The organism is Haloferula helveola (genome assembly GCF_037076345.1).
Classification (GTDB): Bacteria; Verrucomicrobiota; Verrucomicrobiia; order Verrucomicrobiales; family Akkermansiaceae; genus Haloferula; species Haloferula helveola.
The window spans coordinates 2,983,240-3,007,082 of the sequence record NZ_AP024702.1 but is presented as its reverse complement, the minus strand read 5'-3'; the positions used below and the strand labels follow the sequence as shown (position 1 = coordinate 3,007,082).

The following is a 23,843-nucleotide window of genomic DNA, read 5'->3' as shown; positions in this document are numbered from 1 at the left end:
GTCAACCGCCTTGACCCCCCGGAAGCCGGCGGTTTTCAGCATTCGCGACCTCCTCCGGTCGACGCGACCTCGTGGTAGATTGACGCCAGCCTGGCCGCGGTGAGATCCGGATCGAAATCCGCCCGGTCCTCCTCGTGCCGCCCTTTCCCGAGAGCCTCGGCCCGCGCGAAGGAGCCCATCACATCATCGAGCGCCCGAACCAGGTGCTCCTCATCGAGGGGGTCGACCGTGAGCCCGTTGACCCCGCTCCGCACATAATCCCTCAGGCCCCCATTGACCGTTCCGATCACAGGCACGCCCACCACCCGGGCTTCCTTCACCACCGTGGGCCCGGTGTCGGCCCGTGTCGGAACGACGACGCACCACGCCTTCGACAGCGCTTCGGTCAGACGGTCCCAGGCGAGCATGCCGAGATACTCGCAACCCGGCGCACCGGATCGCTCGACCTCAAGCCGAAGCGCCTCGTCCCCCGCGAAGCACATCCTCCAGTTCCTCGGCCCCATGCGGGCGAGCGCGCCGTAAAGCACGTCCGTCCCCTTCCGATGTCCGCCGCCACCGACATACAGCGCGTACGGATCATCGGGATCCGGACGCCACGGGGTGTCGAAAAACCTACGATGCACGCCGTACTCGACCACACGGCAATCAGCCGCCGGGTCAAGCTCCATGATCCGCTCGCGCGCCCACGGAGACTCCGCGGTGACCACCGTCGCGGCTTTCACGAACCCCGCCTCGCTGGAAACCATAGTACGCCAGCGCCAGTCGTCGGGGAGCCCGCCGATCTTCCGGTAGTGGTTCAGCGCGCCATTCAGCGAGAACACCCCCGGGCCGTTGAAATCCTGAAGCGCGGCCGGGTAGATCTGTTCGGCACCCCACGCATGAATGACATCCGGGCGAATCCTGCCCAGCACGCGCCTGAACGACCAGCGGGCCGGCAGGTAGCGAAGCGCCAGATTCGCGGAGAACGGAAGCGAGGGGACTCGGTGGAAATGCTGGCCCAGCGCTTCGACCGACCGATGGCGGCGGCTGGTCCGGTCGAGCACCAGCCAGTGGACGTCGAGATCCGGCCGGGCTTCGAACGCGGACGCCAGTTGAGGCAGCCAGGTCGATGCCTGCCCGCCGCCCCGTCCGCTCGCTCCTTCGAGCGCCTTTAGCGGAAAATCCGCGAGGATTGCTACGCGATGCTTTTTCACCGATTCGGATCGGATTTGCCCACCGGACGCGCCGGGTTCCCCGCCACCGTGGTGTGCGGCGGGACATTCCGGACCACCACCGAGCCGGCACCGACAACCGCGCCGTCGCCGATCGTCACCCCCTTCAGAATGATGCACCGCGCCCCGACGAAGACCCCCTTGCCAATGCGGATCGGAGCCGCCGACACCGGCTTGCCGGAACCCAGCGGCACCTCATGCATGTCGGAATCGCAGAGCAGGCAGCCGGCTCCCAGCATCGAGTCTTCGCCGATATCGATCTCGACGTTGGCGATGATCTGTGACGAGGAAACTCCGGCGCCCCTCCTGATACGGAGCACAGCTCCGTCCTCGACACTCAGAATCATCGCTCCCGGCGTCCCCAGCCAGTTGGCCCAGCGAGCCGCGTTCACCGTTACGTGGTCACCGAGAATGACCCGGCCCGAACCCTTTCGACGTACGTACGGCAAGCCTTGGCCCAATACTCCAATTCCAACTTCACATCCCCTGCACTGCAGCCATGTGCGGCATCCAGCCCGGATCAATCCTAAAACCACTCGCTTCATCACGGCGCGATTACCTCTTTCACCGATTCCACGCGATGCAGGGACTCGAGCCCTTTGATCATGTCCAGTATCCTTTTGGCGTATGCATCGGGTGACAACCTTGACTGGAGATCGACCACCGCCGGGCGGTAGCCTTCCCGGATCCTCTCCCACCACCCCAGGGCTGAGTCCACCATGGACTCGACGTCCCGGATAGGATGTACTGAGCCGGTCACGCCCGGGGTGACAAGATCGCAGGCCCCCGTATTTTCAGAAACGATCACAGGCAGGCCGCAGGACATGGCCTCGGTCACGACCCGAGCGAAACCGTCTTCCAGCGACGGAAGCACGAGTAGGTCCGCTTGCCTGAAACGTTGGGCCATTTCCTCATGCCGCATGTAGTTCATCCACTCGATCGGAAGCTCCGAATACTCCTTGAGCAGCCGCTCGATTTCCGGGTGAAGGTCGTCGCTTCGAGTGACTTGGAATCGAGCACGAGGAATCTGCCGGTGGATCCGCCGAAACATCTCCAACAAGTAAGGAGTACCCTTCCGGAAGGAGAGTCCCGAGGTGTTGATGAGGGTAAACGGGCGATTGGCGGGCCTTACGTCCTCGGCAGGGTGAAACAGGGACAGATTCACCGGGTAGAACGACGGAAGGATCTGCTCCGACGTAAATCCGTTATCTAGGAACGACCGTGTGACGAATGAACTCGGGGAGACCACAAAGTCGGTGTCCTCCATCATCGCTAGCGATCGCTCGTAATGGAATTGGGAGATGGGATCCTCGGCTACTCCCCACCTCTCGTTCTCCTCACTCAGGACGCCCCAAAGCAAACGGGGATGCGAGTTGCCGCCGTCGACAAAAGTGTTCCCGCCCAGCTCCTTCGTACGGCGGAAGCTGGTATTCGCATATCCGTAGCTGGAGTAGATACTGTCTCCGTCCCTCAAGTGGGAGCTCATCCACTTGTCAAAGAACGGATACATCCGAAACCGGAGCCGCTCGGCCGCGAGTTTGTTCCCGTAGCAGGCTGTCAGATAGGCAATTCCCCCAAGGATCGGAAGCCGTCGAGTCTTTTCCAAGGGAATTCCGGGATATCCCCGCCTCGTCCACAAACAGGCAAGCCGGAGCTTGTCTGAACTCTCCAGCGCACGCGCGAAGTGCCCATAGTGATCGGTCCGATACGGCATTCCCATGACCCACTTTTCTGAGGGTCGGCGGATCGAAGAGCTGGCTGACAAAACGGACATCTGGAGGAAGCGGAAAACGGGGTTGTGCGACGTGCTTGGAAATCAAGCTGAGAGAGCGACGGAGGCCCATCCGGAGCAACAGTTTCAGGGGAGCTTATCGGACCGCATGGTGCGGGTTTCGGGAAAGTGGCGGTACCACCATGCGCTGATGGATTTCCCGAGTCGGATGCTCGGCACTTCGATCCAGCGCCAGCTCGCCGCTGCGGCCACCAAGGCCACCGGCACCACGCACAGAAGAACGATTCCCAGTGGAAACTCTTCGGCAGCTAGGGTTACGAGTGCCTTAAGTATCACCGCATGAAACAAGTATAGGCTGTATGATATGGCTCCGAGGAATACCAGCGGCCTCGCTCGCAAGACTCGGGAAATCACTCCGGGCATGATGGCAAGGAGCATGAAAACTGCCACACCGCCGGCGGTGATCCACTCATGGAACCATCGCTTGGCAAACAATGCGTTGATCCATCCGGGCCCAGGGACGTCGATATAGGGAAACCAGAATGGGTTCGTGTACGCTAGAACGGCCGCGGAAAGCAGTGCCAACTTGCCGGAGCGGGAAGCTGCCGACAGGACCCTAACTAGGCCCTTGCGATACTTGGCCAAAAGCGATCCCAGAATGAAGAAGCCACTGTAGTGAAGGGTTGCGAAGTAGTCGTGATCGAACGACATAATCCCTCGGAAATTCAGCGAACCTGCCAGCCAGTAAATCGTCGTGAACAGGATCGGGAGAGCAACCACGATCTTCTGATGCCGAACAAGTCCGAGCGCAATCAGTGGAAACACGATCGAAATTCGCATCTCATGGACGAGCGACCATAACACCGGATTGAACTCGGAGTTATTGAACGAACCGATCATCAGAAGATGCTGGCCGATCGCTTCCGGAGTCGCGGACACCTTCCACGACTGGTTGAACCAGCCGGAAACGCCACCTACGTCCCCCTTGTATAGCACCTCCCTTAATCCCATGGCCACTAGCGCAGCCACAATATATGGGCTGTAGATTCTCAAGATGCGTTTCGCCAAATACAGCGGATAGGGAACGGCCGGCTTCGTGCCGAAGAACGGTAAAGCCAGCACGAACCCGCTGAGCACGAAGAAAAACATCACGGCTTCGTGTCCTGCCCAAAAGATTCGCAACGGGCTAAACATGAACATTTGCAGATACCACGGGTGCCCTCGGGGGTGCGCCGTGCCCCAGACCAGAGGCAGGACCAGAAAAAGGTGACTAAAAAGAACCGACAAGGCCGCCAGACCTCGCAAGGCATCAAGTTCGTGCAATCGCTTGTCCACCGTCCTAATCGGTTTTACAGATCTCTTGCTCTAATAATACCGCGGGTCGAAATCACGGCACGCCGAGAATCTCGCGGTAGAGCCTGTCATAGGTGCCGATCATCCGCTGTACGGTCATTCCCTTTTCAACCACCGATAAACGTGCCCGCGATCCCAATTGGGCCCTCTCTGCGGAGTTGATGCAGAGGGATTCGAGCAGTTCTGCCAGCTGCGCAGTATCACCCGCCTGAAACACGCGCCCCACGGACGGATGATCAAGCAATTCCGGGATCCCGCCTACCTCCGTGCCAACGCAGGCACAGCCATAAAACATTGCCTCCTGCAAGGAAAGCCCCAGCCCTTCACGCAAGCTAGGTTGCACGTAGATGGCCGCCGCCCTGAAATCGCTACTTGGATCGGTCTTGGCACCCGCAATTCGGACCCTGGCGACAAGTCCGCGCTCCGTTATCGCAGTAAGGAGTTGGTCGCCATATGCTCTGTCGGCGATTCTCCCCACAAACTCCAAGTTCCACGTTGGGACTCGTTCCGCGATCTTCGAAAATGCGTCGAGCAACACGTGCTGGCCTTTGTGACGGACGATGGTGGCTACGCACAGAATCGTATCCTGACGGCAGCCGTATTCGGGCTGCGACTCATCATCGAGTCGCGAGTGATAGATGAGGCGCATCTGACGGCGCGCCGGGAAATACATTCGACGAGCGCGACTTAAGTCGCTTTGCGAGACATAAGCTTCCCAACAAATGGCCTTCAGATTTCTCACCTTCGCGGGCCACGATCTCACTCTTGCGGCAACCTGGCGCACTGCCTCGAGCGGGCTGCTGCCGGAATTCACCAAGGGTAGCGAGGAATGGCAGGTCGAAACCACCGGAATCCCGGCGGCCGAAATCATTGTCAACGGGCATGCATCGAACCGGCTGGTTCGCCAATCGAGCGTCCCACCCAAGTGAAAATGGAAAACATCGATCTTCGACTCAAGCGCCCATGCGAGCACCCGCTCGGAGTCCTCTCCGTTGAGAAGGCGCTTCGGCAGTTCCAGATGGTCCTCGACACAGTCCCCCAAATCGCTCGCAGCCACTGCTTCACCGGAATCGACCGATGTCAGATAAATCGCCCACTTCGTCGAAAGTCTCCGGACCATTTCTCGGGCCAGCACTTCGACACCCCCTTGGTCGAAGATCGGCATCCGAAGCGCGACACCCAGGCGGGGCTGACTCGTCCCGGCCCTACTCATTCGCTACAAGGATTGGCTTTCATCTCTGGCGGAGGCGCTTCCACATTTTCCTGATAGGGCGTAGACAACGGTGATAAGCAAACCGTCCTTCGAGTTCCACCGGAGCGGACGCACGACACTCGGCGGCCCAGACGATCTCCGCCCCCGACCCATGCTCTTCCACCATCGTCACCCAGCGGCGCGCCATCGCTTCCGCACTGTAATTCTCCCGTACCCGTTTGGCGGCCCTCCCCGACATCTCCCTAACACGTTCTGGGTCAATCGCCAATCCGAGTATGGCGGCCACGAACGCGTCCTCGTCTCCGGGATCCACTCGGATTCCATTCCCATCGTCCACCACCTCGGAAATCCCACTCGCCAAGTTGCTCACCACAGGAACCAGCCCTGCCCCCATCGATTCGAGTAGCGATAGCGGCAACCCCTCAAAGTCGGAGCATAAGAAGTAGACATCGTTTTCCGTCACCACTTCGGCAACCCGATCATAGGGCAGGGCCCCGGTAAACGCGACGCGCGGAACGCCGTCGAATTCGCGCCGCATTCTCCCGAGATCCGACCCATCGCCTGCGATGGTCCAGCGGAGGTCCGGATCGGCCTCAAGGGTCCGCTTCATGATCCTCGCCATTCGGTTGACGCGCTTCTGATCCTCGCTGACCCGTCCCAAGTAAAGGATCCGTAACCCCGACTGCTTGGGCTTCGACCCCGCCGTGCCTACCATGCCGACTCCATAGGGTTGCTGGATGATTGTCGTGGAAAGGTCGCCAAGTCTCAGCCTCATCTTGCGGCAGATCTCGGCGGAAACCCCAACAATAATATCCAACCATGGAAGATGCTTCTCCACAAGCCGGTAGACGCATTCGTCGTCACTTTGAATCATACCGATCCTCAAGCAGCCCTCCGGCACATAACGAAGAAAGTCGAACGCCCCTCCGCCTAGGGAAGCGACCACGACTTGTGGCGACCACACGGAGAGACCGCGAAACAGGTCCTCGACCCGTTCTTCATGAAGTACCGAGTCCAACTCCGGGCCGACAAGGTCATACCCAGCACCAATGATCTGGGAACCGACCTCACCTACGCTCCGAAGGGCACCAACCTTGATGGACCAATTCGGCGAATGCTCCATCCCCCGGCAGAGATTGAGCACAAAGCTAGATGTGCCTCCCAACGGAAGGATTTCGGAGATTACTGCAATGGAATGAACGTCGTTCATGGTCGCGAACGCTTGTGGTCAGCTTCTCTCCTTTTCGGCAAGCACGGTCCATCCAACTGTCATGCGGGGCGTGTTCGAAAAACGGTCAAGGGCGAGGATCAAACGATTCCATAGTATGCGCGTCCAAGCGAAGCGGAATAAGGGCTGCCAAACATGTAACGTAACCTGACCCCAAAAGGCGATTGGACCACCCCTTGGGATGAGGGCAAGTAGCGCAAATCCGGATTCGGATGCCAAGCGGCGGAGCCCATGCTCCGGATAGCGGTAAAAGTCATAAGGAAGTTCGTGGGGTGGCCAATACTGGGGCGTCGTCAGCAACACCCTCCCACCGGGACGAAGGATCCTGTGAAACTCATTCCAAACCGCCATCGGATCAGGGACATGCTCAAGCACTTCGGTACATAGAACTGAGTCGACCGATTCATCGGGCAATGGAATGGCGTCAGCCGGACAGGAAAAATCAACATTCCCCCGCGCGGCGTCATAATCACATGCCATGTGCTTGGAACTGTGCCCGAAGTACGTAGCATACGGCTGCTGCCCGCAACCCACATCAAGAAGCTCCCCGGTTAGCTGAGCTGCGAGAAGTGCGACGCTTCGCTCGATCAGATGGATCGAAATGAAGGCGTGATCGGCGCGATCGGTAAACGCCCGCGGCACGAACTCGCGATCGGTGTAGAGTTCTCGTAATCCGGCTTTGGCAATCGGGGCATTTCGCATACAGACCTTGATATTTCGCGGAGGAGTTGCACAGGAATATCCACTCATGCGTCAGTATTATCTGGCTTTAAGAATACCGCATGGAGTGACAGGCCATGGCACGGACCCATATATTTCAGGCCGAAGTATCTATAGGCATCCGAACCCAGCTTGATTAGTGGATCCCAAGCGAGGCTTGTCGCTAATCCCAATCCGGCACGCAACTTACGGCGTAGATCCCAAGCCCAAGGGATAGCCGATCCAGTTAACTGATCCGCTCGACTAGCGACCAGTTTCAATCCGCAGGCATCCCCAAGACGCTGCAAATCGACTATCCTCCATCTTGACATGTGGTGGGGCGGCCAGTCGGCAGGATCATGATGCAGAAGCCCGATCATCCTTCGAACGCTTGGGACAGCAACGCAGAGATAACCATCAGGGCGCACCAAGGATGCGGCAGTCTTCATAAAACCCACGGGATCTGTCACGTGCTCGATCACCTGAAAAAGAGAAAGAAAATCCACAGCCCCTCCAATCTCGTCTAGCCCTATTTCCTCAAGAGGCTTGGTGAACATTCGGTGCCCCTTCCCTGCAGCAACCGCGGCAGCTTCTCGATTCAGCTCCACACCTGTAGTTTCGAATCCGGCTTCGCGGGCCATATCTAGAAACGCCCCCTCACCGCCGCCAACATCCATCAGGGTTCTCAGATTATTCTTCAGGCAGAACTCGATCGCGCTTTTAAACTCACTGCTCATTGCCGGGTACGACTTCCTCTTCATCAATTCCTGGTAAAACTCAGCCGTACCAACGAACTTCGGATCGAAGAACCGGAATCCACACGCTAGGCAATGGAAAAGATGAACTTCCGCCAAGGGCGTCAAAAGACCATAGGCTTCTTCACGGATTTCGTTGTTGCATGCGTTCCATAGAGCCCGGATCTGCCGTCCGGTAAGTGTATCGGAGATGGCCACGGCGGAGCCCTGGCACAACAAACAATCTGGCAAGGAATTTTCTAACATTACGTATAAAAGAAGATCTCTTGAAATCACGGATCATCGCCGCGCAAGGACGCCGGCCATCATTCCACGGAGCTGAGACTTTGAATCTGGGCTAAGCCGGAACATCCAGATGGCAGCGAGCACCAAGGACGATGCGACAGCGCCGGAAACCGCAGTAGCATAATCATTTTCAATGAACATTGGGAGACAGAGGCCCATTGTAGCGGCCACTCCGAAGCTCAAGACAGCCCAGCCGAGATCAGTGGCAAATTCGCGTGGTTGGCCGATGACGCAAACCGCGCTCCTCCACGCGTAAGCAGTCGAGACGGTCAGCTGCACGACAACAGATGCGGTGACAATCCCAATGATACCGAACGGCTTAGCTAGAACAATTGCGAGGGGCAGGAATAGGACGGCCTCGACGAGCTTAAGCTTCCGGACCGGTTGCCAATTCTTGATGATTCCGAACAGCCCGATAAAGCTGCCGTTCATCACTTGCACCACCAAGAGTACTCCGATCGCAATATCCGCCCCCTTCGGCCAATCGATTGTTCCACCGGTCCAGATGCTAATCGCCGACTTGTTGCCGACGGCAATCGGCACCGCGAGCAGAATTGCAGCAAGAAGCGAACCGCGAATCAAATCCCAGTAGCGCTGGCTGAATCGCTTTTTCTCCCCCCGCACGAATAGCTCCGTCAGGCCAGGCGCCGCCGAACCGATCGGAGCGACCACGAGCTTTAGACCCATATTGTAGAACTTGGTTCCTACGGCGTAGATCGCCGCTGCGTTCAAACCGATCACCCGGCTTATGATTATGATCTGCGAGGCGTTGAGGAGTTGGCTTCCCAGATTTACCAAAACCGAATCGCGCCCAAAGCGGAACAGCTCCCAAAAGACCACCTTGTCCGCCCGCAACGAGCCGCGGTCGCTAGGATAGTACCCCTGCTTCCAGCAAACCGCGAATGAGATGCCCGCCGTTATTACGACTCCGGCAAACTGCGTGAGAGCAAAAGCAAAGATTCCCCACCCTCGGGCGAACCCCCACCACAGCATGGGCAAACTGAGCAATAGCACACCGCAAGATAGCCCGTTGATCACATCGAAGCGTTGAAATGCCCACAGAGGTGAGCCGAGCGAGCGGGTTCCCACTGAGAGCCCAAGAGCCATAGCCAACAAGCCCACCAATTCCCCAAACCGCATGCTTAACGTCGACGGGACAGCAAACAACGCTGGTGCAAGAAGGGAAAAGGTTCCGCCCAACAACAGAGTAATGAGACCCTGCACCCCAAAGACAACTGCCCCAGTTGCGAAATGTGAACCATACCCCTTGCTTCCGACATCATCCTTGTGATCGGCGAGGAAGCGGCTGATTGCACTGCCCATCCCCAGATCGACCAAACCCAAATAACCGTTGATCTGAACGGCGAGGACCCATAGCCCGAACTCCTCGGTGGAGAGATAGTGCAACGCCAACGGAATACTGATGATCGTGAAGACAATATTCGCCCCAACATTTGCATACCCAGACAGAAGCCCTGCGATGAACCTAGATGTGCGTGTGCTCATTGCTCCTCGATATCAGATGCTTGTGTGAGGACCGATCCCGTCGCACTTCGCTGGCTCTCTGTCAGTGAGAGGAAGCGGCCCCCGTATTCCTAGTAAGCAATGGCTGATAGAGCTTGCTTCGTCTACCCGTTGCGAACTCGGGCACTGGCAAGTTGGCGTGAAGCATCTTGACCATTCCGATCCCGAGGAACAACGCTTGGCCTGCCGTGCCGAATGTACCGAAGATGAGCACGAAGAAGATTGGGTAAATCACCAGCGGAATACCGAAGTAAAGGGCAACTGGATACCACTCAGTTCCGTGACAACGCCTGATAAGACGGTGCGTGTGAACCGCGAGGCGGATCTGCGCCAACAGCAGAACAGCCAAGCCCACATAACCCACCGTCCGAACCGTCTGGACTGGCCCGCTGTGATAATCGCCGTTCACCATGATCGCCTCCTGGTGACTTGTCAGCCCGGACCGTCCACTAAGAATTCCTCGGGCCTTGATTTCCTCACTTCGCCGCAGCTCGTCAGCGGTCATACCGAGACCGTCGCCGAGCACCTTGTTCTGGATCCAGTAGTCGGTGAACAAGGCGGACTTCCACATCTCAACCCGCCACTCCGTGGAATTCTCCGCTTGGGTCACATATCTCTCCTCCCAAGTTCCCGGAAACGGCGACAATGCACGCTGAACATTCGGTGGAAGTGGGGCAGCCACATTGATGACCGCTAACCCCCCAAGCAATACGGCTCCCATCGACACAGAGATTACCGTTGCAGCAAGTCCGCCGCGATAGCAAATGCCCGCAAGGTAGATCAATCCGACCATGGCAACGGTATTTCGGAAGCCGGAGTAAGCCGCTGCTGCAAACGTAAGCAACACCAATGGCGCCCAGATCGGATGAAATACGGCCCGCAACGGTGACCGCCAGCTCGATAGCATCCGTGCAGGCTCGGTAGCAATGGTGTTCAGATACCCCTTTCGGTCCGTAGCACCAGGATCCGAAGGACCTTCCGCAGCAAGATCTGCAGGATTGCCGCCCCCTAGACCAACGCGAAGATAGTTGAGCGGGCCACTGAGTAGTGTCCCAAGCGCGCTCAGCCAGAAGACCCACTTCATGTCCCTGGCTCGAATCTGATACATGCCGAGGAAAACCATCGTGACAAAGGCGAGAGCCACCATGAAGTAGGGACGTGCTCCGACCGTCCCCGCACCAAAAATGTTCAAGCCCACCGGGTTTCGCAAATAGACTTGAGCCACCATCACCAGCACCGCAACAGCCCAGAAGTCCAACTCACCAATTTTCCATTTCATCGGAGCTCGGCGCATCAGAAGCATCAGGCTCGTGAATCCTATGAATAGCATCTCAGAGATCTCCGTCGTCCCTAAGCCTCGTATCACGGGTATGTTAAGAGCCACCCCTATTGGCACCAGCACCCAGATTCTGCGGCCCAGCAGGACGCAAATGAGCACGACACCCACAACCCCTGCCTGCACCAAGGTCTCGACCTGACTGGTAATGATGCTGACTCCCAGCCAGATCGACATCGCGATGGCGACGATCGCAATCAGGATTCCTCGAATGCTTTGCGAAGAGTTGTTCATCTCGGATTATTTTCCACGGGGGGGTGAGCTCGTAATGCGGCAGGGATTAGTCGCGCGGAGCCGACGGGATCCGACGCAGCAGCATCCAGTCTTCAGGGCCCCTGCGGACCATAGATGTGAACTCACTGCGAGCACGAACCTCGAAATCATCGGGCAAAGCTCCCGTCTCGGAAATGCCAAGCCGGCGGCGAATTTCGGCTGGCGTTCCGACGATCCAGTCGATCTCGGCTACATTTCCCGGGGAGAGTTCGCGAACATCCAGCCGGCCGATCGGTCGGAACAAGGGCACGATCGGAGTTCCATCGCCGGCAAATCCAACTGCGGCACCGTTCGGAATCCCCTCAGCCAACGGGGCGATCAGGTCATAGCGGCCGCCGTACACCCGGTAGACTTCCTCGACCCTTCCGACGACCGACTCGGGCAGGATTCCGGTCGCGACCGGCAGCATCGTCGACGCCAACGGACGGTTGGGGTTGAGGCACAAGGGGACGATGACCGTGGCGGCGGGAATCCACGCCCAGACCGGCCTGGGCAGTTTCCCGACCGGACCACGGAGCGAGATCGCGACAATAACCAGGCCGGGCACCCACGGGAGCATCAGACGGGTCGCGGCCGCCCCTCCCGCCTTGGCAAGAAAAGCAAGCGTAGCGATGCCTAACGCGCCCGCGAAACACATCGCAACCAAGCGCCCGCCCCGCAGCTTCCGTCCTGAGGTCAGCAACGGCCATAGCAGAAGCAGGCTTCCCATGCCGATACCGATCCCGGCCGACTCTTCGGATGGCAGCTCCACGGCCGGCGCAAAGGCCCACTTCGGATACTCCTCGCAAACTCCCGCGTACCAGTCGTACCCGAGCAGGGCAGTATGGACCCGGCTATTGACCCGCTCCGCCCCCGGAAAGGCCGGCAGCGTCAGGAAGCTCGCCCCGAGGTCCATGCCATTGGCTGCCGTGGCAGCCCCGGGATCTTCGATCTCGATGCCGTGTACGTTGTCGGGATTACCCGTCCAGTGCCCCGTATGTCGGTGGCAAAGAATGGCGATCGGAAGAAATGACGCGAGAACCGCCGGCAAGGTCACCAGACCTGCGAGCCGGATCGTCGGCGCGACGGGCAGGTGTTTGCGGATCTGGACGATCCAGACCCACAAGAGTGGCAGCCCCAGCGGAAGCATCGTGACCTTCAAGCCCGTCATCAACACTGCGGCAAGGGCTGAGAACCCCAACCATAGGACGGGGCGTCCCCGGTCGGCTTGAGCGGCGAAGGCCAGCGATGCCACGAAATAAACGCCCCCGACCATGTCATTGCCCACACTGGCCGCCTGTAGGACGAAACCATAGGGCATCGGAGCCATCCACATCCACCAAAGAGCGGTACGCCTTTGCACCCCCAGCGCCCGGCTTCCCAAGAAGAACAGCCCCGGAATCAGCAGGAAGGGCAGGAAATTGAGGAGGAAGGTCCAGCGCTCGCTGCCCATGAAAAGAATCCACGGAGCGCTCATCCATTCGAAACCGGTCCCCGCGATATTCAGCCGGAACTCGCTGTCGTCCAACCAGTACCAACCCTGGTTCTGCAGCCAGAAACAGACTCGGGCCGTACGGTAGATCAGGGCGTCGTAGTTGGTTGGTGGGAACAGGCAACCACCGACGAAAACCAGAGTCGTGACGGTCAGCCACGGCAGGAATCCGGGAAGCCGGAGTAATCTCCGAAAGCCGGGCCGAATCGCACCCGACGGACCGGTGGATCTCCAAAACCATGCCACTGCCACCAGCAGCGGCACTGCGGCGACAAGGTAGCCGACACGGTGAAGCGCGCCGAGTGCCGAGAGGAGCCACCCGGCATTCGAGGCCCAGAGCCCGTAAAGGACCCACAGAGCCGCTAGCCGGAGGACCCATGGTGTGTTCTTTTCCATGTTCAGGCGCGCGCGATCGCGACCAGGCTCTGCCCGACCGGAGGACGGCACAGCCCTCGCTCAAGCCGGTTCACCAGCGGAAAGATCTTCCGGTCGAAGAGCCTCACCTGACCGACATCGAAGCTCATCCCGCGAAGGAGCTTGTAACGCAGACCCCACGCGAAATACCCGGCCAGATTGAAGTAGAAGATCGAATTCATCGTGAACCCCGCAGCCTCCAGTTTTGAACGAAGCTCCCGCCGCCCATACCTGCGAAAATGCCCGAAGTGGGCGTCCAGCCGCGAATAAAGCTCCTGCCGGGCTGGAACCAGGATGCATAGGAAACCGGAGCGCGCGGCGAGCAGGCCACGGAGCCTCACCAGTTCCTCCTTATCGTGTTCGATGTGCTCGAGCACGTTCACCATCACCGCCGCGTCAAACTCCTCGGCAGCTTCGAGATCCGCGGTCGTGCCCTTGATCAAACGAACCTCCGGAAGGGCGCTTTCGAAGCCCTGGTGAAACCGCTCGTCCGGCTCGAGTCCGACGAGCTCGTCCACCCCGTCCAACCCGAGGATCGCGCTGCTGGTCTGTCCGATACCGGCTCCTACCTCAAGCACCCGCCCCTTCAGGAACGGCTTGAACTCGCGGACGATCGCATGCCGGTAGTTGACTGCCTCCGACAGGGCCGCGAACTCGAAATCCTCGGTCTCCGCGGTGGCGTTGTGTTCGGTTGTCATCATCGTACGAGATTATATTTGAGAATGCACCAGATCGCCCGAACGCCATCCTTCCACCCGATCTTCTTCCCCTCATCGTAAGTGCGGCCGTAGTAAGAGATGGACACCTCGTAGAGGGCGACCTTCATCTTCGAGATCTTTGCCGTGATCTCGGGCTCGAACCCGAAACGGTCTTCCTCGATCTCGATCTTCGACATGACCTCGCGCCGGAACACCTTGTAGCAGGTTTCCATGTCGGTGAGGTTGAGGTTGGTGAACATGTTCGAGAGCTGGGTCAGGAAACGGTTGCCGACGCAGTGCCAGTAATAGAGAACCCGGTGCATTCCGGAACCGAGGAAGCGCGATCCGTAGACGACGTCCGCTTTCCCGGCAACGATCGGCAAAAGCAGCTTCGGATACTCGTCGGGATCATACTCGAGGTCGGCATCCTGGATGATCAGAAGTTCGGAACGCACCTCGGCAAATCCGGTCCGCAGCGCGGCGCCTTTCCCCCGATTCACCTCGTGACGGAAGATCCGGATACGCTCGTCTCCTTCCGAGAGCCTCTGCATCGTTTGCCAGGTTCCGTCCTTCGAGCAGTCGTCGACCATCACCAACTCGCCGACTTCGGGGCGTGAAAGCACTTTCTGGACGATCAGGTGGAGCGTCTTCTCCTCGTTGTAGACGGGGATCACGACGCCGAGGCATCTGTCGGGTATCGGCACGGGGTTCATTGAAGGTCAGAGGGCCTGCGGGTGGTTCGACTCAGGAGGGATTCGCCATCCGGCGGTTCTGTCGGGCGCGGATGCTCTTGATCACGACGGTCGCGACGACCAGCACCGAAATCCCGGTGATCAGGAGCCCGACATTCCCTTCGAAAATGGCGCCACCGGTGAGGATGAACCCGGCGACATAAAGTCCGGTCAGCGGGAGCGCCACCAGAACGGAATACCAGAACGGAACGCCGAGTAGGCTGAGCAGATAGTTCTGCACACACAGCGGCATGCCCGGAGTCACGCGCAGCACCCACGTGAGACGGCGGAGTTCCTGCTTCGGAAGGTTCTGCCACCGCTGCCAGCGGTTTCCGAGCATCCGGGTGACCAGCGGCCGGGCGACGCCCGAAGCGGCCAAATGGGTCCAGCTGATGTTCATCGTCACGGCGAGCATGGCGAGCAGGCAACTGCCGGGTGTCGGCCCCCAAACCACACCCGCAAGCACCAGCAGGAAACTGGCTGGAAAGCCGAAGCCGGGCAGGATCACGAGCGCGAGGAATATCACCCACGGATACTCGGCACCCCATGCCTCGATCATCGCTTTGGCATCTTCAATCGCTTTCATGAAGGATCAATCGGGCAAGGGGCGAAGGAGGTCGCGCAGCCGCCGGTCCATTCTTTTCGGAGGAACCGTTGCTTGCGCATCCGGTTCGCTAGCGTTGTCTGCCGACGCCCTCCAGCACGCGTCGGGCAAACACGAACTTGGCCACGCTGAACAGGCCTGCATTGAACAACTGGAGCAAGATGTAGTGGAACGGCACGAGCTTCACGAGGAGCGAATACAATCCCCAGTCAAGAATCCGTGCCGCGAGAATGCCCGAGACGAAGAGGAGAAACTGGGACAAGAGGTTTCGCGAGGTATCGCGCCTGAAGACGAACAGGATGCAGGCGAAGAAGTTGATACCGACCTGCACCACCTGCACCAGCGCATAGGCAGCAGGCTTCGGCCAACCGAGCGTCTCGACGAGGAGGAGGTTGAGGGGGATCGCGATCAGGAATGCCGGGATACCGACCAGGAGGAATCGGAACAGCTTGCCCAGCGGATGCAGACCATGATGCTTAGGCTCGGTTGCCACGGAGGAAAGATCGGCGACTCATCGCTCGGACTGCCGGGAAGCGGCCAACCGGCTTTGGTAGAGCGTCTCCTCAGCCAACCGCCTCTGGCTCCGTCCCAGTTCAGCGAGAATCCCGACCGCAACAAGAAGGCAGCCCGCCAACGCAAGGATCGCCAACAGCACGATCGACGGAAGGTGGGTGCGGGTCGGGTCCGCCTCGTTGTAAAAATAGACTAGGTAGATGAATCGGACTCCAAGGGCCAACGCTCCGAGAAAGAGCAGCCCCGCGGTGCTGAAGAACAGTCGGCTGGGGCGATACAGGATGAACAGTGAGAGCATCGCGCTGCCCGTTTTACACACATACTCCGGAACGGAACGGAACAGTCGAGAATCGCGAGTTTTCGGATTCACCCGAATGTCGACCGACTCGACCCGCAAACCGTTGTTGCCTGCCTGGATCAGGGTTTCCATGCAGTAGGAAAAACGAGTGTAGAGGAAGATCCTCATGCAGGCCTCACGGGAGAAAGCACGGAAGCCGGACGGTGCGTCGCGGACGCTGGTCTTCGAGATCATGCGCAGCACCCAGCTACCGACGAGTTGAAGGAGTTTCTTGACGGCTCCGAACTCGGGGTGGTCAACGATCGGGCGCGAACCGACCACAATGTCGGCTCGGTCGCGGAGAACAGGCTCGACCAGCTTCGGGATGTCGGCCCCGCAGTACTGGTTATCGCCATCGGTATTGACGACAATATCGGCGCCGTGGGCGAGGGCGTAATCGACACCCCGACGGAACGCCGTGGCCAGTCCGCGGTTGCTGCCGAGGCGCAGGACGTGATGCGCCCCGCACTCTTTCGCCACCTCCGAGGTCCGATCGGTGCTACCGTCATCAATGACAAGTAACTCCACGACATCGATACCCGGCACCTCCCGTGGCAGGTCGGCCAGGGTGAGCGGCAGGGTTGCCTCCTCATTGAGACAGGGGATTTGGATGATGAGCTTCACGCCTGGTATGGAACTCTTGGTAGCGCGTCCTCGGGGGGCAGACCCTTTGGACACCACGTTTGAGGCGCTACCTGATCGAATAGGTGGTGATGATCGTGACGGCATCTCCGGCCCGGTTCCGTTTCTCGGACACTTGGACATCCTCCAGAAGCCGGGAGTCCTCGTGATGGAAGCTGTCCGCACTCGCGACGTGACGCTTGGAGGATCGCGGAGCACGGACCAGTTCCGCTGACTCCGGCAAGTTGGTGATGCGATCCCGTACTACCAAACCGTCGCCATCAAACCGGACCACGCGGTCGAGATGGGGGCCTGCGCTTCCCTTCTTGAAGATCAGAAGCCTCTTGAGCATGCCGATCATCCGGCGACCTGCGACGAAGCTTCCAACCCGCAGGATCATGTGCTTCAGCGGAGAGCTGGAGTGCTCCTTGTGGGGGACCATCACACCTTTGGTCAGCGTTTCGGCGTTATCGATGTGGATCGACCAATCCTCCGACCACCAATGGGACACCCACTCGGTGCCGGCAGTTCGAACCAGCCACCCGAAATCGGTGGCTTCTCCGCCGGCAGGCCAGGCGACGGTCACGATGCCGCCCTTGCGGGTCGAGACCAAGGCCGTCGCGGTGGTTCCCCGAAGGCGGGCATGGCCGGACCCTTGCAAGGAATCGGACAGGGGTCGTTGCCCGGAAACATCCGGCATCCCGGCACCCGAAAGGACTCTCAAGGCCCGGAGAACCGAGTGACCGATGTAGTGACACCAATAGCGGTCATCCACCGCGGCGAAAAAATGATTCGGTTGATCGGCGGTCGCAAAGAGCTGTTGGAAGACCCTCCCGGCCAAGGGTGCTTGTTCCCCGCCCTCTGCGATGATGCGCGCAATCGCGTAGGGGACCATGTAGTCGGTATTCCGCGAGTTGTGCATACCTGCGCGGTGCGGTGGTTGGTCGGTGAACCAAGCGACGAATCCAAGAGCCTTGTGGATCGCTTCGAGACAGCGCGAATCTCCGGTGGCATCGTGAAGATCCCATAGGCAGTCCATGGTGACCGTCAGGTAGCCCAGGTCCGGACCATCGTACTCGGGGAACCAGCCTTCATCATGCTGGAGCGCCAAGGTCCGGTCGAGGAGTTCGGCAAATGTGACCTCTTCGACCAACTCCGGAGCCAGCTTCCGGATCATGGCGGCGGCAGCGGTCCCGGCGACCTGCTGGTTGGCCGCTTGTGCCTCAAAACGGGAAAGCAACTGGGAAGCCGCGACTTCAAGTCCCGGGCGGATGTCCTCAAGTGGGATCGCTCCCTCGACTCCCAGCTTCGCCATCGCGAGCGCTGCGAAGGCTAGAGGCGGATATCCCTGCTCGAACGGATAGTACTCCTCGAACGCTCCATGACGAAGCGCCCGGCGATTCCAAAAGCGGGCGGTGTCGGCAGCGAGTCGTCGCAGCATCTCCTCCCCCAGTTCAAGTCCGATGGGCAGCTCGGCGGCAACATGCAAGGCATAGCCTCCCTGCTGGAGAATGACTGACGGAAAATCGCGGATCTTGTAGTGCCACCAGTTCCGGTCCCACGAACCGGCAAAGGGGGACCCGGGATCGCGACAGACCTGGGTCAAGATCCTCGGCAGCTGCCGGGAAGCGAGATTCTCTAGAGATTTTTGCATAGGTAGCGCCCTCTCGCCGAGAGGGCATTTTGGAGGTTGCGTTGGCCGCCGGGGTTCCGCATGCGCTACCGGGCTGATTGAAGGTAGGGCATCTGGGGTCGGGCGGTCTTGCAGGGCAACTCGTGCGGCCTCGGCGAGGCCGCTCCACCTTTATCTTCGGCGATCTCTGACGTACGGCCAGTCGTCCCGCTCCGCGGCAAGGCCCGCTCGAATCGGATTCTCGAGACTGTAGTTGGCCTTCTGGGAGGCACTCTCCGGCGAGCGTAGGCGATGGTCGAAGAAGCCGTCCTGCCAGCGGATGTCATGGTTCCGGGCCAGCCAACGTTTCCATGCAGCGACCGAAGCCCGCAGTGCAAAGCCAGCCGGAAAGGAGATGATTCCATGAAGATGATCGGGCATGGCCAGGAACAAGCACCACTTCCACTCTTCCCGTTGCTCGCGAAACTCGACCGACTCACACAGCACTTCCCATATCTCGGGTTTCGCGAGTTGGTTCCGTCCGCGAGGCGCCGAATTGATCGTGATGAAGAAGGCCTCCTGGGTCGGATCGATCCAGAAGGGGACATCGTGGCCCAGACGTTTTCTTCGGAAGTCCGGCATGATGGTCGGGGTAGCGCCCTCTCGCGGAGAGGGCAGTTTTTGGGGTGGGTCCGCCGCCGGGGTTCCGCATGCGCTCTCAGCGAGAGCGCGCTACCTGAGTTTCCAATCCGGAACGCGAACCCGCATCTCGAGGTCGCGCAGGCCTTTTCGCTTGGCTGGCTTGCTCGCGCCTTTCCAAACCAGGCGGAGCTTGTTGAATAACGGGCCGAGAATCTTCTCCGGAATATGTTCCATGACCCAACGGGCAAGGGGCGTCCGGCATACGGTGAAGATGGACGAGATGACGAGTTCCACAGCGATCCGGGGGAAGTCCAGGGGCTCTGGATCGAGACCGATGTCAGGGGCCTTGCGGAAAGTCGCCTCACGCCAGCGGTTGCGCAGGTAGCCGCCACGCTTCTTGAAGTCGATCATGTGCCCATGCATGGCCGATGCTTCAAGCACGTCCGCACGCTCCAACTCCAGCTTCCCGAGCTTCATCATCTCCTCGATGACCTCGGTCATCACAGGAGTCCGCGAGGCCACCACCGAGAACCCCTGGCCGAGCCCCTCGAACTTGGGTGACCAAGCATCTCCGACCGAGAGGTCGGTGAACTCGTTGGCGAAGTCCATGCTCTGCAAACTGGTCTGGGTAACAAAGAACGGGATCAGGACGTTGTAGTAGACCTTCTTCGAGCGGATGACCTTTCCCGATTCCGTGATGATTTCGAGATAGCCCGGCCACTCCCCCGCCCGCCACTTCAGCGAGGTGACCGCATCGTCCTCGACCACGCCGTTCGCCCGCATCAGGGAACGAATCGCCCGGCGGTCAAGCGCGGTCCCGGTGTAAGGCCCCAGGACAAACTTCACCTGCTGCGCCCTCTCGTCACCGCCATGCTGGAGGGCCCGCAAGGCAGCACTCTGCTCCGGCACACAGGTCATGGCGTAACGCTCCCCCGCCACCAGATGCGGCAGGACGTCGAGCACCGACACCGGCACATAGACCGACTGGGCACAGGCAAGGATCTCGGAGGCCGACCGGGCAATGAACCAAGAGGCCTGATCCGGCTCAGGTATCCCCTGTTTCACCGAAACGGCACCATCGATTCGGCCGCTTTCCAGCAAGTGGATAAGCACCGCACTGGTCGCCCCGCCGGAAGCCCCGGTCCGGCGGACTTCTGGGTCCGATGCATGCCCGGTCCAAAGGCGGTCGACATGCCCGACCCTCCAGTCCGTCGGCAAAGAACCGTAGTGCTTCCGGTAGAGATCGGGATAGTCGATGCCCTTGCCGGGGCATGCCTCCCAAGCGAGCGGTGGCAACGCGCACCCGTGATCGAAGTCCGGCTCAACCCCGGACTCTGTGACAACCATCCTGGCCGTGCTCTTCGGGGCAAGTGCGACACAAGCGCCGCAACCCACGCAGATTCCCGCGTCGATCACTTTATGTTGGACGCATTGGACCGTCGTCATCGCCTTAGTCTCCGATATTCGACCGGCGATAGAGCCGCCACGTCTCGCCGCCTTGACGGATGTTGGGAAGGTATGTTTGCTCGGAAACAACACTCCAGCCCGGCAAGCTCGAGTACAGGGCAAAAGCCGATGGATGGGACTGCTCGGCATTCGCCGCCACGACCAGCCAGTTGCGATCACTCTTCAGGAAATCCTCGACGGGCAGATGGTTGACGTAGTCAATCTGATGACTTCTCCAATCGGGTTGCCATAGGGCGAGGATTGGAGTCACCGGCCGAACAAGGATCGCTACCGGTTCCCCACCGGGCACGGGAGACAGAATTCCCCGGCCGGTTCGCGCCCTTTCCTGGTAGGAAAGATACTTGTCGAGCTTGGACACCAAAGCCTCGCTCCCCGCGGATTCCGCGCGCGCCCGGAAATCACGCGCAGGCCAGAGCGGAGCCGATGGATTGACAACGAGAGTGGCAAATCCGGTTAGTATTGCCACTCCGCAAAGCGATCGAAACCAGCGTGAACCGGACATTCTCGAAGCTCCCAATATCGCCAGCGGAAAGAGCGCGAAGCCGTAGCCCGCGAAGGAACGGCCCATGGTGGCAACAAACACTTGGGAGCACGCGAACAGAAAGGCGGCGGTGACGCATGCGAGCCACACCCATCCGAACCGTCCGCAGCGAACCACTCCCATCCACAGCCAGACCACGAGGATTGAAAAGTGAATGGCCCCGAAACTCGCCTCGTCGATGAGGGGCACGGTCGTCACCCGAGGTTCGAATTTGGGAAGTGATTGGCTGATCGACGAAAGGATTGGCAGACTACCGATTTGGCCGCTCAACCAGTCTGCGCCGGGAAAAACCGGCAATTGGGCTTGAGCAACCGTAGATTGCAGCAATCCGGCCCCGACCATCGTCACCCACCCGGAAGACTCACCGCCCCCCACGGCATCACCTCCCAAAGCCCCGGTTTGTAACAGCTGCGTGAAGAGCAGCGGCAATGGCGAAACCGCTACGAAAACCGGGCATGCAGCCGCAAGCCACTGCCACCTGACCTGCTTCCACGGTTGGCCCGGCGCTGTAGCCCACCAAAACAACCATGGTAGGCCGAGCGTCAGGAATTGGGGCTTGGCACTTGATGCCAATAAGAGTCCCAATAGGGACCCCAGCACAGGAACTGGCCCGAGGTGTCCGCGGAAAGAGAACATCAGTGCCCCACCTGCCAACAACATTACGGAGGCGAAAAGGTCGTTGGCGGTTGAGGAACCTTGCAGCAACAGAAACGGTGCCGAGCACAAAGCCAAACCGATCCATCGCGCCTTTGAATTGGAGATACCTCTTCCCGCGGCGAGAAAAGTCACCAGTTGATAAGCGAGGCACCAACAGGCGAGATTGATCAACCGCGCCCCGCCGATCCAGTTGACCAACGCAAACGGCAGCGCGAGGGACTCCCAGCCCCAAGGCATGGTGTTCATCCGCACGTCCGGCGACGCGACTTCGCCGGTGTGCCCTGCTTGAAGCGCGAGAAAAATCCTAGGTAGCCGGTATGACAAAGAGTCACTCATCATCGGCGGATAGAGACTCAGCTGAAGAACCAGCAAGAGCACGAATATCCAAGGCACGCAGGACTTCCACGGAGCAACGAACCGTTGGATCTCGCCGTGCGAAGCCCCCCTGATGATCCACGTCGTCGCGACCGCACTGACGATGACAATCCCGAGCGTGCCGACCCACGACAAAGCCAGAATCCCGCAGGCGCTGAAGGACTTGGCGCACAGGATTTGAAGTCCGATTGCTCCGAGGATCATTACGAGAATCCGTTGCCCCGGTGAGCTTGAAGACCATGTCCCCGTTTCAATCATACGTCGAACACCGGATACCGAGTGGCTGCCCGCTCCAGCTCACGACCGTCCGAGACAGCGGCTTTTTTGCCGTGGAGTGAGACAATGTAACGACACAACCCGTTTCGGCCGGGCCTCCGTACACATCCCGGTTATTTGACTTCGAGATCGCTCCAAGCGACGAGATCGCCCGCTTTACTACCGTCGTCAATTACCTCAAGGCTGATGACCCTTGCGGAGTCGAACCTCAGTTTGAACTCCTCGACTCGATTCTGAGGTCCAAGCGTCTTCTCAAGAACCATCCCGGCATCGGCAAAGATCCGCACCGTCGCCGTAGCGTGGCCCGTCATGATCGTGACTTGTCCCTGCAACTCCTTGATCGGAGAGCGGAAGTCGAACGAGGCTTTCCAAGGCGCATTTCCCATCAATCCATCTCCTTCCACGGGTGTTGCTTGGAGATAAGGCCAAAACGGGCCCGTGTCTCCCTGCTTTCGCAAGTCGGCCAAAGTCTCCAGAGCCGGATTGCTGTCGAGGATCACCTTGTAGCGCTGCTCCATCAGCGGCTGCCACTCACCGAGTTTGCCACCACCACCATCCACATCAACTCCAACCAAGCCCCGAGCGGCCTCGACACCCTTGTCGCTCATCAAGGTCTCGCGCATCCGCTTGGCGGCGAGGGCGTCATCGATCTTTCCGGCCTTGGTGAGTTCCGCTTCCTGAGCCTTCAGGGCGGCTTCCATTTTAGAGAACAGGTCGACGAGTGATTCGGCGTGGGACTTCATCACCGACTCCTTCGCAGTGGTGAACTTCTTCCGCATCGACTTCAACTGGGGGTCGGCGTTCTTCGGGAGTTCGGGCAACGGATTGGTTCCGTTCTGCAGCGCCTCGATCTCGTCCCGGACCGGAATCACCTCCTCCAGCTTGCCGCTCGCCTTGACCTTTTCCATGTGGCGCTCGAGCGCGCCGATGTAGCTCCCTTCGAGCTTTCGGACCTGGTCGTCGCGCTTCGCATTCGCCTCGTCGTAGCGAGACATGAAGGAAGCCTGAAGCTCCTCGAGCGTCGCGGCGGCCGACGGCACGCTGACACAGGCCAGTGCCGCAAAAAGGATCGGGAGGATGCGTTTCATGGGACTAGGGAAGAGTGAACCGCAAAGACGCCAAGACGCAAAGGGGAAGATTCTCGAGGTAGCCTCCCCTCAAGGTGGCGCGCCCTCGCCGAGGGCGCAGGGAGCAGAGGGAGGGGCGCCGGACCCCGCAAACAAGGTCCCGACCCAATCGAGGGGACCAGGGGCGCGGACCGGACGGACAAGCCCC

21 protein-coding genes are annotated in these 23,843 nt (G+C 59.6%); all 21 read right to left on the bottom strand.

Going from position 1 to position 23,843, the window contains the following annotated elements; all coding sequences use genetic code 11:
• Positions 1 to 35: 35 nt before the first annotated feature.
• The 21 genes from HAHE_RS11100 to HAHE_RS11000 all read right to left on the bottom strand — a co-directional run bounded on the left by HAHE_RS11100 (position 36) and on the right by HAHE_RS11000 (position 23,656).
• On the bottom strand, positions 36 to 1,193 hold the full coding sequence (locus tag HAHE_RS11100) for a glycosyltransferase (protein WP_338684444.1): 1,158 nt from the start codon (positions 1,191 to 1,193) through the stop codon (positions 36 to 38).
• Positions 1,190 to 1,660 carry an acyltransferase gene (locus HAHE_RS11095; protein WP_338684442.1) on the bottom strand — a complete coding sequence of 157 codons (471 nt, stop codon included), beginning with the start codon at positions 1,658 to 1,660 and terminating at the stop codon, positions 1,190 to 1,192. Before HAHE_RS11095 ends, HAHE_RS11100 begins: the two co-directional genes overlap by 4 nt.
• Positions 1,661 to 1,755: 95 nt before the next feature.
• Positions 1,756 to 2,817 (bottom strand): glycosyltransferase family 4 protein, encoded by a 1,062-nt coding sequence (locus HAHE_RS11090; RefSeq protein WP_338684440.1) that lies wholly within the window; start codon positions 2,815 to 2,817, stop codon positions 1,756 to 1,758.
• Positions 2,818 to 3,069: 252 nt separating this feature from the next.
• Positions 3,070 to 4,278, bottom strand: coding sequence for an acyltransferase (locus HAHE_RS11085; protein ID WP_338684438.1), 1,209 nt, complete (start codon positions 4,276 to 4,278; stop codon positions 3,070 to 3,072).
• A 52-nt stretch (positions 4,279 to 4,330) separates the two neighbouring features.
• Entirely contained in the window at positions 4,331 to 5,461 is a 1,131-nt protein-coding gene (locus HAHE_RS11080; protein WP_338684436.1) for a glycosyltransferase family 4 protein, read from the bottom strand.
• 67 nt (positions 5,462 to 5,528) lie between these two features.
• Entirely contained in the window at positions 5,529 to 6,719 is a 1,191-nt protein-coding gene (locus tag HAHE_RS11075) for a glycosyltransferase family 4 protein (RefSeq protein WP_338684434.1), read from the bottom strand.
• An 18-nt stretch (positions 6,720 to 6,737) separates the two neighbouring features.
• Complete coding sequence (locus HAHE_RS11070; protein WP_338684432.1) at positions 6,738 to 7,439, bottom strand: class I SAM-dependent methyltransferase; 702 nt, start codon at positions 7,437 to 7,439, stop codon at positions 6,738 to 6,740.
• Positions 7,440 to 7,483: 44 nt separating this feature from the next.
• Positions 7,484 to 8,389, bottom strand: coding sequence for a class I SAM-dependent methyltransferase (locus HAHE_RS11065; RefSeq protein WP_338684431.1), 906 nt, complete (start codon positions 8,387 to 8,389; stop codon positions 7,484 to 7,486).
• Positions 8,390 to 8,470: 81 nt separating this feature from the next.
• Positions 8,471 to 9,982, bottom strand: a complete 1,512-nt coding sequence (locus HAHE_RS11060; RefSeq protein ID WP_338684430.1) for a lipopolysaccharide biosynthesis protein — start codon at positions 9,980 to 9,982, stop codon at positions 8,471 to 8,473.
• Positions 9,983 to 10,043: 61 nt separating this feature from the next.
• The gene (locus HAHE_RS11055) at positions 10,044 to 11,570 is read right to left on the bottom strand and encodes a hypothetical protein (RefSeq protein ID WP_338684428.1); all 1,527 of its coding nucleotides are present in this window, start codon (positions 11,568 to 11,570) and stop codon (positions 10,044 to 10,046) included.
• A gap of 46 nt (positions 11,571 to 11,616) precedes the next feature.
• Positions 11,617 to 13,476, bottom strand: a complete 1,860-nt coding sequence (locus tag HAHE_RS11050; protein ID WP_338684427.1) for a hypothetical protein — start codon at positions 13,474 to 13,476, stop codon at positions 11,617 to 11,619.
• 2 nt (positions 13,477 to 13,478) lie between these two features.
• Positions 13,479 to 14,195 (bottom strand): class I SAM-dependent methyltransferase, encoded by a 717-nt coding sequence (locus tag HAHE_RS11045; RefSeq protein WP_338684426.1) that lies wholly within the window; start codon positions 14,193 to 14,195, stop codon positions 13,479 to 13,481.
• Positions 14,192 to 14,905: a glycosyltransferase family 2 protein gene (locus HAHE_RS11040; RefSeq protein WP_338684425.1), complete on the bottom strand. Its 714-nt coding sequence runs from the start codon at positions 14,903 to 14,905 to the stop codon at positions 14,192 to 14,194. Before HAHE_RS11040 ends, HAHE_RS11045 begins: the two co-directional genes overlap by 4 nt.
• A gap of 31 nt (positions 14,906 to 14,936) precedes the next feature.
• A complete protein-coding gene (locus HAHE_RS11035; protein WP_338684424.1) occupies positions 14,937 to 15,509 on the bottom strand; it encodes a hypothetical protein in 573 nt (190 codons plus the stop codon).
• An 88-nt stretch (positions 15,510 to 15,597) separates the two neighbouring features.
• Complete coding sequence (locus HAHE_RS11030) at positions 15,598 to 16,020, bottom strand: GtrA family protein (RefSeq protein WP_338684422.1); 423 nt, start codon at positions 16,018 to 16,020, stop codon at positions 15,598 to 15,600.
• An 18-nt stretch (positions 16,021 to 16,038) separates the two neighbouring features.
• On the bottom strand, positions 16,039 to 17,001 hold the full coding sequence (locus HAHE_RS11025) for a glycosyltransferase family 2 protein (RefSeq protein WP_338684420.1): 963 nt from the start codon (positions 16,999 to 17,001) through the stop codon (positions 16,039 to 16,041).
• 67 nt (positions 17,002 to 17,068) lie between these two features.
• Entirely contained in the window at positions 17,069 to 18,604 is a 1,536-nt protein-coding gene (locus HAHE_RS11020) for a hypothetical protein (protein ID WP_338684418.1), read from the bottom strand.
• A 198-nt stretch (positions 18,605 to 18,802) separates the two neighbouring features.
• On the bottom strand, positions 18,803 to 19,252 hold the full coding sequence (locus HAHE_RS11015; RefSeq protein WP_338684416.1) for a hypothetical protein: 450 nt from the start codon (positions 19,250 to 19,252) through the stop codon (positions 18,803 to 18,805).
• Between the two features lie 90 nt (positions 19,253 to 19,342).
• On the bottom strand, positions 19,343 to 20,599 hold the full coding sequence (locus tag HAHE_RS11010; RefSeq protein ID WP_338684414.1) for a coenzyme F420 hydrogenase/dehydrogenase beta subunit N-terminal domain-containing protein: 1,257 nt from the start codon (positions 20,597 to 20,599) through the stop codon (positions 19,343 to 19,345).
• A 103-nt stretch (positions 20,600 to 20,702) separates the two neighbouring features.
• Positions 20,703 to 22,496: a hypothetical protein gene (locus tag HAHE_RS11005; protein ID WP_338684412.1), complete on the bottom strand. Its 1,794-nt coding sequence runs from the start codon at positions 22,494 to 22,496 to the stop codon at positions 20,703 to 20,705.
• Positions 22,497 to 22,681: 185 nt separating this feature from the next.
• Complete coding sequence (locus HAHE_RS11000; RefSeq protein ID WP_338684410.1) at positions 22,682 to 23,656, bottom strand: hypothetical protein; 975 nt, start codon at positions 23,654 to 23,656, stop codon at positions 22,682 to 22,684.
• Positions 23,657 to 23,843 lie beyond the last annotated feature (187 nt).

Bases quoted from the DNA above. Each gene is read 5' to 3' on its own strand.
- HAHE_RS11080 (WP_338684436.1), bottom strand. From the start codon at position 5,461: ATGCCGATCTTCGACCAAGGGGGTGTCGAAGTGCTGGCCCGAGAAATG.
- HAHE_RS11005 (WP_338684412.1), bottom strand. From the start codon at position 22,496: ATGATCCTCGGAGCAATCGGACTTCAAATCCTGTGCGCCAAGTCCTTC.
- HAHE_RS11035 (WP_338684424.1), bottom strand. From the start codon at position 15,509: ATGAAAGCGATTGAAGATGCCAAAGCGATGATCGAGGCATGGGGTGCC.
- HAHE_RS11045 (WP_338684426.1), bottom strand. From the start codon at position 14,195: ATGATGACAACCGAACACAACGCCACCGCGGAGACCGAGGATTTCGAG.
- HAHE_RS11010 (WP_338684414.1), bottom strand. From the start codon at position 20,599: ATGGTTGTCACAGAGTCCGGGGTTGAGCCGGACTTCGATCACGGGTGC.
- HAHE_RS11000 (WP_338684410.1), bottom strand. From the start codon at position 23,656: ATGAAACGCATCCTCCCGATCCTTTTTGCGGCACTGGCCTGTGTCAGC.
- HAHE_RS11015 (WP_338684416.1), bottom strand. From the start codon at position 19,252: ATGCCGGACTTCCGAAGAAAACGTCTGGGCCACGATGTCCCCTTCTGG.
- HAHE_RS11040 (WP_338684425.1), bottom strand. From the start codon at position 14,905: ATGAACCCCGTGCCGATACCCGACAGATGCCTCGGCGTCGTGATCCCC.
- HAHE_RS11075 (WP_338684434.1), bottom strand. From the start codon at position 6,719: ATGAACGACGTTCATTCCATTGCAGTAATCTCCGAAATCCTTCCGTTG.
- HAHE_RS11060 (WP_338684430.1), bottom strand. From the start codon at position 9,982: ATGAGCACACGCACATCTAGGTTCATCGCAGGGCTTCTGTCTGGGTAT.
- HAHE_RS11050 (WP_338684427.1), bottom strand. From the start codon at position 13,476: ATGGAAAAGAACACACCATGGGTCCTCCGGCTAGCGGCTCTGTGGGTC.
- HAHE_RS11055 (WP_338684428.1), bottom strand. From the start codon at position 11,570: ATGAACAACTCTTCGCAAAGCATTCGAGGAATCCTGATTGCGATCGTC.
- HAHE_RS11070 (WP_338684432.1), bottom strand. From the start codon at position 7,439: ATGCGAAATGCCCCGATTGCCAAAGCCGGATTACGAGAACTCTACACC.